The 13478-nt window shown below is 47.5% G+C and carries 14 protein-coding genes; 9 read left to right on the top strand and 5 right to left on the bottom strand.

All coding sequences use genetic code 11. The annotated features are described in order from the left end of the window. Positions 1-68: 68 nt before the first annotated feature. The 3 genes from NGM44_RS02995 (at position 69) to NGM44_RS02985 (ending at position 3014) form a co-directional block, all read left to right on the top strand. A complete protein-coding gene (locus tag NGM44_RS02995; RefSeq protein ID WP_253224186.1) occupies positions 69-488 on the top strand; it encodes a F0F1 ATP synthase subunit epsilon in 420 nt (139 codons plus the stop codon). Positions 489-536: 48 nt separating this feature from the next. After that, on the top strand, positions 537-1259 hold the full coding sequence (locus tag NGM44_RS02990; protein WP_253224185.1) for a response regulator: 723 nt from the start codon (positions 537-539) through the stop codon (positions 1257-1259). A gap of 66 nt (positions 1260-1325) precedes the next feature. Then, positions 1326-3014: an ATP-binding protein gene (locus NGM44_RS02985; RefSeq protein ID WP_253224184.1), complete on the top strand. Its 1689-nt coding sequence runs from the start codon at positions 1326-1328 to the stop codon at positions 3012-3014. A 37-nt stretch (positions 3015-3051) separates the two neighbouring features. On the opposite strand, the gene NGM44_RS02980 is transcribed toward NGM44_RS02985, so the two are convergent. Continuing rightward, positions 3052-4449: an ATP-binding protein gene (locus NGM44_RS02980; protein ID WP_253224183.1), complete on the bottom strand. Its 1398-nt coding sequence runs from the start codon at positions 4447-4449 to the stop codon at positions 3052-3054. Positions 4450-4686: 237 nt separating this feature from the next. Here NGM44_RS02980 and rpsP point away from each other — a divergent pair, with 237 nt between their 5' ends. From rpsP to rplS, 4 genes are all read left to right on the top strand, one after another. Continuing rightward, positions 4687-4935 (top strand): 30S ribosomal protein S16, encoded by a 249-nt coding sequence (rpsP, locus tag NGM44_RS02975; RefSeq protein WP_078253324.1) that lies wholly within the window; start codon positions 4687-4689, stop codon positions 4933-4935. 110 nt (positions 4936-5045) lie between these two features. Beyond that, entirely contained in the window at positions 5046-5579 is a 534-nt protein-coding gene (rimM, locus tag NGM44_RS02970) for a ribosome maturation factor RimM (RefSeq protein ID WP_253224610.1), read from the top strand. Between the two features lie 80 nt (positions 5580-5659). Continuing rightward, positions 5660-6406, top strand: coding sequence for a tRNA (guanosine(37)-N1)-methyltransferase TrmD (trmD, locus tag NGM44_RS02965; RefSeq protein ID WP_253224182.1), 747 nt, complete (start codon positions 5660-5662; stop codon positions 6404-6406). Positions 6407-6541: 135 nt separating this feature from the next. Then, positions 6542-6910: a 50S ribosomal protein L19 gene (rplS, locus tag NGM44_RS02960; protein ID WP_103033791.1), complete on the top strand. Its 369-nt coding sequence runs from the start codon at positions 6542-6544 to the stop codon at positions 6908-6910. Between the two features lie 141 nt (positions 6911-7051). Here rplS and NGM44_RS02955 read toward each other — a convergent pair whose 3' ends face one another. The 3 genes from NGM44_RS02955 to ribA all read right to left on the bottom strand — a co-directional run bounded on the left by NGM44_RS02955 (position 7052) and on the right by ribA (position 9268). Further along, positions 7052-7534, bottom strand: a complete 483-nt coding sequence (locus NGM44_RS02955) for a cytochrome c (protein ID WP_253224181.1) — start codon at positions 7532-7534, stop codon at positions 7052-7054. Positions 7535-7676: 142 nt separating this feature from the next. Next, complete coding sequence (gene hemF, locus NGM44_RS02950; protein WP_253224180.1) at positions 7677-8627, bottom strand: oxygen-dependent coproporphyrinogen oxidase; 951 nt, start codon at positions 8625-8627, stop codon at positions 7677-7679. 29 nt (positions 8628-8656) lie between these two features. Then, the gene (ribA, locus tag NGM44_RS02945) at positions 8657-9268 is read right to left on the bottom strand and encodes a GTP cyclohydrolase II (protein ID WP_253224179.1); all 612 of its coding nucleotides are present in this window, start codon (positions 9266-9268) and stop codon (positions 8657-8659) included. Between the two features lie 285 nt (positions 9269-9553). Here ribA and dxs point away from each other — a divergent pair, with 285 nt between their 5' ends. Together dxs and NGM44_RS02935 are read left to right on the top strand one after the other, a co-directional pair. Beyond that, complete coding sequence (gene dxs / locus NGM44_RS02940; protein WP_253224178.1) at positions 9554-11653, top strand: 1-deoxy-D-xylulose-5-phosphate synthase; 2100 nt, start codon at positions 9554-9556, stop codon at positions 11651-11653. A 100-nt stretch (positions 11654-11753) separates the two neighbouring features. Further along, the gene (locus NGM44_RS02935; RefSeq protein ID WP_253224177.1) at positions 11754-12584 is read left to right on the top strand and encodes an inositol monophosphatase family protein; all 831 of its coding nucleotides are present in this window, start codon (positions 11754-11756) and stop codon (positions 12582-12584) included. Positions 12585-12653: 69 nt separating this feature from the next. Here NGM44_RS02935 and NGM44_RS02930 read toward each other — a convergent pair whose 3' ends face one another. After that, positions 12654-13475, bottom strand: coding sequence for an urease accessory protein UreD (locus NGM44_RS02930; RefSeq protein WP_253224176.1), 822 nt, complete (start codon positions 13473-13475; stop codon positions 12654-12656). Positions 13476-13478 lie beyond the last annotated feature (3 nt).

The raw sequence follows: 13478 nt of genomic DNA, 5'->3' as shown, positions 1-13478 counted from the left end.
GGATAAATGGTTTATATTTATCCAGTCAATCAATGCTAATCCGTCCTAAGATTATTGGGAGATTTTTCATGGCAACTTTTAAATGTCGAGTGGTTAGCGCTCGCGAAGAGTTGTATTCAGGCGAGATCACGATGTTGATCGCCAATGGTCACAGTGGTGAAATTGGTGTGTTGGCAGGTCACACGCCGCTGATTACTTTGCTTAAGCCAGGTGCGATGCGCATGAAGTTGGCTGATGGCACTTCAGAAGAAGTCATTTATGTCTCTGGTGGTGTGCTAGAAGTACAGCCAAATGTCGTAACTGTACTGGCTGACAGTGCTGAGCGTGCACATGATTTGGATGAAGCGAAGATTGCTGAAGCGCGTCGTGCTGCTGAGCAAATGCTTGCCAACCAAAGTGATACGCTACAAACCAATGCTGCATTACACGCATTGGCTGAATCATTAGCACAGCTACAAACCATTCAAAAATACAAAAACCGTGCCTAATCAGGTGCGGTTGTGGTGATTTTGCGATCTGCCCAAGGATAAGATGATATGACATCGACTACGCCAGAAAAAGAAGGTATGCCAAGAATTCTCATCGTTGAAGATGATGAGCGTTTGGCGATGCTGACACAGGATTACCTGCGTCGTAATGATCTTGATGTTGCTTTGGAAACCGATGGTACGCGAGCGATTCGTCGTATTATCACTGAGCAGCCTGATTTGGTTGTGCTTGATGTGATGTTACCAGGCAGTGATGGTCTGACTGTGTGCCGTGAAGTGCGTGCACATTATCAGCAGCCGATTTTGATGTTGACAGCGCGTACTGACGACATGGATCAGGTGCTGGGTCTTGAGATGGGTGCAGACGACTATGTCGCAAAGCCTGTACAGCCACGCGTACTATTGGCGCGCATTCGTGCATTGTTGCGCCGTTCTGATTCTGCACCGTCTGATGATTCGCCACAGCGCCTAGAATTTGGCGATTTGGTAATTGACAATGGCGGTCGTTCGGTAACTTTGAACGATGAATTGGTTGATTTTACCAGTGCTGAGTATGACTTGCTTTGGCTATTGGCATCAAACGCTGGTCGTATCTTATCGCGCGAAGACATCTTTGAGCGTCTGCGCGGCATTGAGTATGATGGTCAAGACCGTTCGATTGATGTGCGCATTTCTCGTATTCGTCCAAAAATTGGCGATGATCCAGAGAATCCGAAGCGCATCAAAACCGTTCGCAGTAAAGGTTATCTATTCGTCAAAGAAGGCAACTGATTTGCCCTTGTTTGCATTCCCAAAAGCTGGCTTATTGCTGGCTTTTGTTTTATGAAATCATGATTTATGGCTCGACTCACTCTCACTGAACGCAGTATTTTTTATCGAATTTACATGGGCTTGTTGTTGGTCTGTGTATCTGTGGCTTTTTTTGCGTATTTGCTTGTCGATACGCTCAATCAAGAGCGCGTGCAAAACTACCGCGAAACTGTGGCGACAGGGGTGTTTTATCTGATCGGTCAAGGGGTGGTCAATCAAAAATCCGAAGCGGCGCGCGTGTATTGGCTGGATGATGCCAGTCAGTTGTTTGGTAGTAAATTCACCATTGTGCCGATGATGGATGTCGAGCTAAAAGCGCGCGAGATTAAGCGATTAGAAGAAGAAAAAACCGTCGTCCGCTATGATCACGCGGTCAATGAATATACCATTTATCATCGTATCGCAGGCGAAAGCAATCTTTTGACGGTGAAAATCTCGCAAGTTGGCGAGCGACAAGTGCGCGCCTTGGCGATTTTTTTGCTTGATGATTTGTCTTATTATCCTGAATTTGAACAAAAGCAAGCGCGCCTTGATTTTCTGAGCAAGAAGTTTTCACACCCACTACATCTGCGTAATTTAGACGAATTGAATCTTGACCAAGATCAAATCGTACGCCTAAGACGCGATGAACCTGTGATTATTTTTGGTGATGGCAACAATGCACAAACTTCTTTTATTGAAGTGGTGGCATCGTCCGATGTCGAAGGGCGTGTGATTGTCATCGGTCCGATTGCGCTGTTTAACTGGTTTCCGTTTAATCTACTGGTCAGTGTGGTGCTGATTTGTATGCTGCTTATCGGGCTTGGTGTGTATGGTCTGATTTTCCCATTGGAGCGCCGTCTAAGACTACTTCAGTCGGGCGTCGATCGTGTTGCTGAAGGCAATCTTGACACCAAAGTTCAAGTGGTTGGCAGTGATGACATTGCGCGCCTGACATCGACTTTTAACTCAATGACCGCACATATCAAGCGCTTGATCGAATCGCAGCGAGAGCTGACGCGTGCGGTATCGCATGAACTACGAACCCCCGTTGCGCGTATTCGCTTTGCTGTCGATATGCTTGCTGATACCGATGATGCCGATTCGCGCCAACTGCAAAAAAATTATATCGATGATGACATTGAGTCGCTTGATGAGTTGATTGATGAGATTTTGACTTATGCCAAGCTAGAAGAAGGCTCGCCGAAGCTTGATTGGCAAATGGTGAATCTAAAAGAACTGCTTGAGCAGATCGAGCGTGAGACTAATGCTTTGGGTAAGCCGATTAAGATTGTTTGTGACTTTCCACCACCAAAGATAGTTGCGATGGCGGATCGCCGTTATCTGCACCGCGTGGTACAGAACCTTGTCGGTAATGCACTGCGTTATGCCGAATCGACTGTGCGCGTGTCGGCAGGTACGCACCAAGGCTCGGCATTCATCTGTGTCGAAGATGATGGACATGGTATCGCCGAAGCTGATCGTGAAAAAGTGTTTGTGCCATTTGCGCGACTTGATGACAGTCGTACGCGTGCGTCGGGCGGTTATGGTTTGGGCTTATCGATCGTCAGTCGCATTGCGTTTTGGTTCAATGCCACCTTATCGGTTGATGAAAGCCCAAGCTTGCATGGCGCGCGCTTTATGATGACTTGGCCGATCAAGCAAGTGGGTGTGAGCGTCGCTGCCGATGAGATTACCCAAGAGCGCGTTGAGAAAACCATTTATAAATCAAGCTGATGATTTGCTTTATTTGGTGTAAATTATCACTTAAATATCATGTGCTAGGGCTGTCTTTATGATCATTTGCCACAGCGGTCATCAGCGGAATATTGATCAGCACTTGTAAGCCGCCATCAGGGTGATTCTGCGCGATCACTTCACCTTGGTGCAGATGAGCGATACGACTGACGATGGCAAGTCCTAGACCGCTGCCTTGAGTGGTGCGTGCCGACTCGCCACGCTCAAAAGGCTGCATGATACGCTCAAGCTGATCTTCTGCCACGCCTTCACCTTCGTCCTTGACGCTGATCGTCAAAACAGGATAACGCGTCAATAGCTCATCACTATCTTCATCGATGGTAGGAGTGATTTTCGCCATCAGATGAATCGGCTCACTGCCATAGCGAATGGCATTATTGACCAAATTAACAATCAAACGCTTGATCGACAAAGGGCGCACAGGCACAGACTGATCGATACTGCTGTCATAAATAAAACGCGTGCCATCGAACTGGATCATGATTTCCTTAAAAATCGTATCCAAATTGGTCAATTTCACAGGTTCGTCCGATCCATCTTTCATGAACGAAATGAACTGATCCAAGATCGCATCCATATCTTCGATGTCATAGACCAAGCCTTCGCGGAAAAATTCATCAGGTAACATCTCGGCGGTCAGGCGCATCCGTGTCAAAGGCGTGCGCAAATCGTGACTGATGCCAGCAAGCATGATGGTGCGCTCTTTTTGTGCTTGGCTGAGTGTGGTAAATAGGCGGTTGAACGCGGTGTTTACTTTACGGATTTCGCTCGGGCCGGTTTGGGTGGGTAGAGTGGTGGCGTGTCCTTGTAAGATGTAGTCAGATGCTGCGCGCTCAAGCTTTCGCAGCGGGCGGTTTAAGCCGCGGATCAAGATCCAAATGGTCAAAATGGTCAAAAGTGGAATGCCAAACACAAAACCTGCCAGCACACCTGTGCTGTACTGCGAATAATGCATCATCGGCTCGCGAATCCAGATGTTGGGATTGGCGCTGTCTTGGATCCATAATTTCGGCTCAGGTTTGAACTTAAAATACACCTTAGCAGGGCGACCCAAACTGCGTTCTAGCTCTTCGGCGAACACTTCGGTGATATAAGTGACCAGCACCTTGTCGGTGACATCAGGAAATTCACGCGGATCAGTGACGATCTCGACATGGGTATTATCGGTCAGCCAATGTACGAAATCTGGGCTGTTGCGCCATTCTTGCTTGGCAGATGTCAAAAGCTTAATTTCGCTGGCAAGATAAGTGGCGTGGTTTTGGATCTCAGGGCGGTATAAGCTGCGCCAAATCAGCCACAAGGACAGCGTCACACTGACAAATACGATAAAAATAACCATCGCCACCGTCTGCATGGTGTTAGAATGTAGGCGATAGCGAATTTTGCCCAATAAAGTGCGTGCGTGTAAGCTCATAATCAGCGCCAATAAAAAACCAATGAGTTCATTGTATCACAGCTTTTGTAGCGAAATTGTAGATTATTTTGGCAAAAAGCAAATTTTTACTTTTAAGAAGCCAAATTTCTTGCTATAATAGTCGCTTTAGTGGTTCAGGTTCGTAACGGCTCATCCTCAACTTCATCGGATCTGTATCATGCTCTAATTCTTGCACAAATTAATTTTTAGTTTTTCATACTTTAAAAGAGAGTTATCATGGTAGTTATTCGTCTAGCTCGTGGCGGTTCTAAAAAGCGTCCATTCTATCAAGTCGTTGTTGCTGACAAGCGTGCAGCTCGTGACGGTCGTTTTATCGAGAAAATCGGTTTCTTCAACCCACTAGCGCGTGGTCAAGAAGTTGAAACTCGCATTGACCTAGAAGCATACAATGCATGGATCGCAAAAGGCGCACAGCCTACCGATCGCGTTGCTTCATTGGTAAAAGCATTGAACAAAGCTGCTTAATACTCAGCTTGATGAATACGGTTTGCACTTAGATGTGAGTGTAAACCGTTTCTGCTATCAGATTAATTAAAAAATTCTCAAAATCCGTGAATACCAATACTCGTACTCGTCTGACTCAAACGCCTGATCCTGCCGATTTGGTTAAGATTGCCACACTGAAAAAACCCTATGGCATCAAAGGCTGGCTGTGGGTATTTAGTGAAACTGATGAGCGCTCAAGCATTTTTGCGATGTCGCCTTGGTGGATGAAGACAGCGACAGGGTTTAAACCTTTGACGGTCAAAGACTGGCGCGCGCAAGGTCAGGGATTGGTGGCGTGTTTTGAAGAGATTGCTGATCGTAATGTCGCTGAGACCATGAATGGCACAACCATTTGGGTGTCCAAAGACAGCTTTCCTGAGCTTGGCGAAGATGAGTATTATTGGTCGGATTTGATTGGCTTAGCGGTCATCAATGAAGATGGCGAAAAGTTGGGCGTGATCATACAGATGTTTGAAACTGGCGCGCATGAGATCATCTCAGTCAAGCCGACAGCGGACAGCATTGATAAAGAAGAACGACTGATCCCGTGGCATAAAGATGTCGTGCTATCGGTGGATTTGGAAAAGCAAACTATGTTGGTAGCATGGGGCGCTGATTACTAAGCCAATTAATCAGTGTGTCATTTTATCAATTTTGGCATATGGTTTAGTAATTAAAAGATAGTAAAATCAAGGATTTAGTTTTGTTTTTTGCGGTTATCAGTATTTTGCCCGAAATGTTTACCGCCATCACTGAATATGGCGTGGTAGGGCGAGCGATTAAGCGCGAACAGGCGATGATTCATCTGATTAATCCGCGAGATTTTACCACTGATAATTATCGCCGTATTGATGAGCGACCTTTTGGTGGTGGGCCAGGTATGGTCATGATGGCCGAACCACTTGAAAAAGCCATCGCGCACGCCAAAGATTTGGCAATGCAAGCAGGCTGCGATCTTGATAAATGCCCTGTGGTGTATCTATCTCCACAAGGCGAGACGCTTGGCGAAACTGTAGTAACGCAGATGGTGGCATTTGATGGCATGATTTTGCTCTGTGGTCGCTATGAAGGCATTGATGAGCGACTACTTGAGACTTATGTCGATATGGAAATTTCCATCGGTGATTATGTCTTAACTGGTGGCGAGCTGCCTGCGATGGTGCTGATGGATAGCGTGATTCGCAGATTGCCTGCCGTGATGGGCGATGATTTATCCGCTGAGCAAGACTCTTTTGTCGATGGCTTATTGGATTGCCCGCATTATACCAAGCCCTTGGAATTTCAAGGCAAGGCGGTGCCTGATGTGCTTTTGTCAGGTCATCATGCCAATATCGCCAAATGGCGGTTTATTCAGCAGGTCAAACGCACGCAAGCGCGACGACCTGATTTGTGGGAAAAATTTAGCCCAAACAAACAGCAACTCAAGTGGCTTAAAGACTTGAATGACTAAGAAACTTGTCTGTATGGTTCGGACAGCGCGTCATGTGGCGCATTATGTAACGATGGTATGCGGTCTTTTAGCCATTGCCCAGCAAACTGGGTAATAAAGACTTTTAGCCTATGCCATGATAATTGGAGAATTTCCATGAGCAATAAACATCCGCTAGTACAAGTTGTTGAAAATGCACAACTTAAAGACCATCCATCATTCGGTCCAGGTGACACTGTTGTCGTACAAGTAAAAGTACGCGAAGGTGACCGTGAGCGTCTGCAGGCGTTCGAAGGCGTGGTTATCGCTAAGCGCAACCGTGGTCTAAACTCTGCTTTCACCGTGCGTAAAATCTCAAGCGGTGTTGGCGTTGAGCGTGCATTCCAACTACACTCACCACTGATTGCAAGCATCGAAGTGAAACGCCGTGGTGATGTACGCCGTGCGAAGCTTTACTACCTACGCGATCGTTCAGGTAAGTCTGCTCGTATTAAAGAAAAATTGGGCGCGCGCAAAGAAGCTTAATCCTTCTGCGATTCCAATGGATCAACAAAAACCTCAAGTTCACGCTTGGGGTTTTGTTATTTTTGATCACCAATTAATAAAAATCCCCACACGGATGGTGTAGGGATTGCAAAATATTCAAGCTTGAACTTAGTTATCGGCTTAGTCGTTGCGGAAGCCTTTATGGCATGAACCGCACGAGCTTGCCATCTCGCCGTATAGCTTTTCAACATCGGCAGCGCTGCTGGCTGTGGCGGCTGCGGCAGATAGTGCGCTGGCAGCAGCGGTGAATTTCTCGGTTTCAGCTTTAAAGCCTGTCGCGTCTGTCCAGATGGCGTCTGCAGCTTCACCGCCTTTGGCAGCTTCACCTTCAAAATAAGTCCACATTTGCTCAGTGCTGTTTGCGATTTTATCAGCGTTCTCTTTAAAGGTCGCTGCATCGAAAGTCGATGGATTTTCGATCATGCCTTTTAGGGTTTGGTTGGCGCGGCGCCAATCTGTCATCAGATCTTCACGCGCTTTTACCACTGATTGGTCGGCTGGTGCAGCAGCAGTGCTTGCGCCTGCAGTTTCGTTTTTGCCACAGGCAGTCAGGGCAAGGGTCGCAGCAACCAGTGCGGCTAATAGAGTTTTGGTTTGCATCATGCATCCTCTTTGGCTGTTTAAAATGATATTGTGATTTATCAATCATCACAGTGATAAGTGATTCTCATTCTACCGAATTTTTGTCATAATTGCAGAGTTTTTAACCAAAAATAACAAAAATCATGACCAAAGCAGATCAATATCACAAAGCCAGCCAATCTTTCGGCTTTAAATAAAAATCCGTCAGCTCGTATTCAGGCGTGCCCGCGCTTGGCTCGAAGCGATATTCCCACGCAGCCAAGGGCGGCATCGATACCAAAATCGACTCAGTGCGACCATTAGACTGCAAGCCAAACAGCGTACCACGGTCATAGACCAAGTTATACTCCACATAACGCCCACGGCGATACAGCTGAAACTCACGCTCACGCTCGCCATAAGCGCGGTGCTTATTGTTCTCAAAAATTGGCACAATGCCATCAATATAGCCTTGTCCGACCGCACGCATGAACGCAAAGCAAGTATCAAAATCCCAGCCCGTGCTTGCGGTATTGACATCGTCATAGAACAGGCCGCCCACGCCGCGGCACTCACCACGGTGCTTGAGATAAAAATACTCATCGCACCAAGCTTTGTATTTGTCATACACGCCATCACCAAACGGCTGGCACAAATCATGCGCCACCTTGTGCCAATGCTTGACATCATCAAGATTTGGGTAAAATGGCGTCAAGTCAAACCCGCCGCCGAACCACCAAATCGGCGCGCCGCCATCTTCAGGGGTTGCGACGAATAAGCGTACATTGGCGTGACTGGTCGGCACATAAGGATTGGTCGGATGAATGACCAAAGACACGCCCAATGCCTGCGCCTGTGCGCCTGCCAGCTGTGGATGGCGCGTGGTCGCGGATGCGGGCATTTGCTTGATGTGAATGTGGCTGAACATCACGCCTGCTTTTTCGATGACTTTACCGCCTTTGAACACGCAGGAGCGACCGCCACCGCCTTCGGGACGCTGCCAAATATCTTCGATGAATTTGGTATCGCTTGCACCATCCACGCCGCCTGTTTGCTCTTGGTTTTCTAAAGCTTTGATGATGTTATCTTGTAGAGTTAATAAAAATTCTCTTACCTGTTGGATTTGAGCGTGCATGGCGATTTCCTTTGGGTTTGTACTTTGGTTTAAGACTGTGAATTTTGTAAATCTTGCGGCGTGATGTGGTGCTGCATTCTTGCGCCTTTGATGGCTAGGTAATTTTGGTTGTGTGCATTGACACCGACGATCAGTGGAATGCGTTCGACAACATCAAAGCCTTGCTCTACCAAGTCATTGACTTTATTAGGATTATTGGTAAGCAGTGCCAGTTTATCAACACCGACAGAGTGCAGCATCACTTCACACATCTCGTAGGTGCGCGCATCGGCAGGCAGACCCAAAAGCAGATTGGCGTCAAGTGTATCATGTCCTTGATCTTGTAGGGCGTAGGCGCGTATTTTATTGGTCAGACCAATGCCGCGACCTTCTTGACGCAGGTATAAGATTGCACCGACGCCATGTTCTTGAATCGCTTGCATCGCGGCGTTCAGCTGTGGGCCGCAGTCGCATTTGAGCGAGCCAAAAGCATCACCAGTCAGGCACTCAGAATGGATGCGTACCAAAGGCAGCTCATCGCCTGCGCTCGGCAGTCCTGTGCTTAGCATGATGTGTTCTTGTCCGTCTTCGTTTTCAAATACATGAATGTCAAAATCGCCATGCACGGTCGGCAGTTTGGCTTTGGTAATGAATTGATACAAAATTTGTCCCTAGTTCAGCAAAACTTGGCTGAAAGCAATAAAATCTAATATATATTATTAAAATTATGATATATACAGGGTATAATCAAGAGTTTTTGATGAAAAATCGCAGAATATATGGGGTTTTTCTAGCAAAAATAAAGGCTATCTAGTAAAATAGCACTTTGCAACATCAAAAAGTTTTGTGCGCAGATCATGTCAGTGCTTATTATGCCATAAGTTGCGCCACAAGTCTTGGTGTTGTTAAAAAGTCTATTTAAGCCAAGCGTCGGAAATCAGCCTATTATGTCAGATGTAGCCAACTTAGCCAAACAATCGTATCAAGCCAAAGTTTTTACCGAGCTTTTGGCGACGCGTCCTGATACGCCGATTTTGGATCGCGTGGCATCGCCTGCAGATCTGAAGGGCTTATCAAGCGATGAGCTGATTGCGCTTGCTGATGAGCTGCGTGCGTATCTGCTGTACTCGACAGGGGTGAGTGGCGGGCATTTTGGTGCTAATTTGGGCGTGGTTGAGCTGACTATCGCACTACATACAGTATTAAACACGCCTTATGATAAATTGGTGTGGGATGTCGGTCATCAAGCCTATGCGCACAAGGTGCTGACAGGTCGCCGTGATCGCCTGCCAAGCATTCGCTCAAAAGATGGCTTGACTGCATTTCCTGAGCGCAGTGAAAGTGAGTACGATACTTTTGGCGTGGGGCATTCATCGACTTCGATTTCGGCGGCATTGGGCATGAGCCTTGCTGCACGCTTACTTGGCGAGAACCGCAAAGTAGCGGCGGTGATTGGCGATGGCGCGATGACAGGCGGCATGGCGTTTGAAGCGATGAACGACGCGGTGCAACAAAATGCCGATTTGTTGGTCGTCCTAAATGATAATGATATGTCCATCTCAGCGGCGATCGGTGGTTTTTCGCGTCATTTGGCGAAGCTGTGGCAGCGCGGACTTGCCATGGATATTGATAAGCATGGCAATATTTTGATGGTCAAGCGTGACATTTCGTCAGATGATCGTCGCATTCGCCATTATCTGCAGATGGCAAATGGCGCGTTTGAAGATGTCTCAAGTCGCTTGCCAAGTAAAATCAGTGAGAAAATCACAGGTCTATTAAGCGGCATCTCATCATCGCCGCTGCCTGATAAGATTGCTGAGAAAATCGGTGATAAGTTATTTGCGGATAATTTATTTAAGGCGATTGGTTTTACTTATCTTGGTCCATTTGATGGGCATGATTTGCCAAAATTAGTCAGTGTGCTTGAGCGCGCCAGTAAATTAAAAGGTGCGGTACTGGTGCATGTGCATACGGTCAAGGGCAAGGGCTTTTTGCCTGCTGAAGCTGATCCGATCGGCTATCATGCCATTGGTAAATTACCAAAAGCAGCAAGCGGTGATGCCGCCAAACCTACTACAGCACCTGCCAAGAAGTATTCACAGATCTTTGGCGACTGGCTGATGCAGACTGCGCAAGACGATGCCAATTTGGTTGCGATCACCCCTGCGATGGCAGAAGGTTCGGGCATGGTGGAGTATGCGCACAAGTTCCCTGAGCGGTTTTTTGATGTGGCGATCGCTGAGCAGCACGCGGTGACTTTGGCGGCAGGCATGGCGACGAGCGGCAAGCTTAAGCCTGTGGTGGCGATTTATTCGACCTTTTTGCAGCGTGGCTACGATCAGCTGATTCATGATGTCGCACTGCAAAATCTTGATGTCACTTTCGCCATCGATCGCGCGGGTCTGGTCGGTGAAGATGGTGCAACGCACGCAGGGGTGTTTGATTTGGCGTATCTGCGCTGTGTGCCAAATGTCATCATCGCTGCGCCAAGTGATGAGCATGAATGCCATCATCTGCTGAATGCGTGCTATAGATACCAAGGCACGGCAGCGGTGCGCTATCCGCGTGGTGCAGGTATTGGGCGCGCGATTGATACATCTGTTGATGCGTTTGTGATTGGTAAGGCTAATCATGTGTGGTCTTCGGATAATTTTGCGACTGCACAAGGCGATAAGCTTGCGGTGCTTGCATTTGGTACGCGTCTGGCTGATGCTTTGGCTGCTGCCAAGAAATTATCTGATGATACAGGCATGGCGATGAGTGTCATTGATATGCGCTGGGTCAAGCCACTGGATACGGAACTGCTTGATGCTCTGATCGCGCAAGGGGTGAGTCATATCGCCACAGTTGAAGAGCATCAAATCGCAGGCGGTGCAGGCAGTGCGGTCAATGAATATCTGCTTGCGCACAATGCTGATGCGAAGATTCAAAATCTAGGCATTGCTGATCGATTCATCGAGCACGCTAGCCACGAGCAGCAATTGGCAGCGTGCGGTTTGGATAAAGATGGTGTTTATCAGTCTTTGTCAAATTGGCTCAATGCTTGATGAATTGCTGTTATTAATTTTTTCAAAAAATCCGTCATCATGATGAATGATGATTAGACTATTTAATTTTACTTCGTTTACTTGTTTAAAAAGGTGAGTTATGGAACCGATGGTAGTTATGGCGGCAAACGCTGCCAAAAAAGTAGGTCATGAAATTTTACGCGCGCATCAAAACCGCCACCGTCTTGATTTGGCGGTCGAGTCTAAAGGTCTTGATGGCTTAGTCACCCAAATCGATCGTTATGCCGAGGAGCTGACCATCGCCACGCTCAAAGAAAGCTATCCGAATCATTCTTATTTGGGTGAAGAATTTGGCCTACAAGAAGGCAAGGGCAATGATGCTGATTGGTGCTGGGTGATTGATCCGCTTGATGGCACTCAAAATTTCGTCCATGGCGTGCCACATTTTTGTGTCTCGATCGCGGTACAAAAAAATGGCGTCACCGAGCATGGCGTGGTCTATGATCCTGTGCGTGATGAGCTGTTTTCGGCAAGTCGCGGTCGTGGTGCGTTGATGAATCAGCGCCGCCTACAAGTCAGCGAACGCAAAACCATCGAAGGCGGTCTGTTCACCACAGGTCATCCATATGAGCGCATGATCGATGGCGAGCGCGTTAGCTTTGCGCGTCAGCATTTTGCCAGCCTACAAGCCATCTGTGAAAATGGCGGTCAAGTGCGTCGTTTCGGCTCGGCGGCACTGGATCTGTGCTATGTGGCGGCAGGTCGCTTTGATGGTTATTTTGAAATGTCATTAAAGCCGTGGGATGTGGCAGCAGGCGAGTTGATCGTCACTGAAGCGCGCGGCGTGGTCGTCGATCATAAAGGCGCGAACGAAGCGATGAAGACAGGCTCTGTGTTTGCGTGCAATATGAAACTACTAAAACCACTGATGCAGCTGGTCGTACCGCGTTGGGAAAATGCGATTGGTTGATTGATGTATAAAAAAATACCAAGTTTTGCCTTGTGTAAGACTTGGTATTTTTTTATGCAAATTGGTATGTTAATTAGCCTGCAGGCTTTGCCCAATGCGTGCAAATAGCTGCTCAATACTTTGGGCGTTGTGACCTAAGGCACGCACCACGAAGCCATGCGCTTGTATCAACGATGCGCCAATCAACAGCTGTGGATCATCTTGCTCGGCAGTATCTATCATGCCTTGGATGGTGCTTAGGCGTGCGGCGATGTCTGCAGGATCTTGATCGATGTGCATGAATAGCAGCATGCCTTGATGACTATAGTCTTCCATCTGCCCGATGGCGGTTAAGTCCATTAATTTGGGATGCCACTGAATACAGTCGCTGAGCAGTACGGTACTGTGATCAGGATGTTGTTCGTGAATGGTTAAGTGCGAGCTAAATTGCGAAAATTCAAACCGCTCACCATTGGCAGCACGACCAATGGCAATCACTTCAGCAAAAATCAGCTGACTGCCTGAGCGCATCGTGATGTCAGTGCGCTGTTCTAGTGCGCTGTCCTTGTGCAGCACCAATGGATGTGGCACATAGTGCAGGCGGCTATCTGTGTCCAGATGAATGTTCAGTGACTGTGTCGCACGCTTACCAATATCCATGGATTGCACACGGGTGAATGCTTGTGTTGTCAAGATCAGGCGCGTATTGGCTGCCAAAGCGATCTCGACAGACAGATCATCGCCTGCTAATAACCCTGGTGAAGACGACATCTGCATGGCTGTCAATGCAGTATCCCATGCGCTGTTATTCGGTAGGCTCATCAGCTTGAACGGTGGCTGTACGAAGTACTGATCCAGTACTGTTTTGCCATGATTATTCAGCTTGGTTGAGATGTGTAATTTACTTTTCATTGT

This window comes from Moraxella sp. FZFQ2102, assembly GCF_024137865.1.
Lineage (GTDB): Bacteria > Pseudomonadota > Gammaproteobacteria > Pseudomonadales > Moraxellaceae > Moraxella.
The sequence above is the reverse complement of the archived record's forward strand: the minus strand, read 5'-3'. Positions and strand labels throughout refer to the sequence as shown.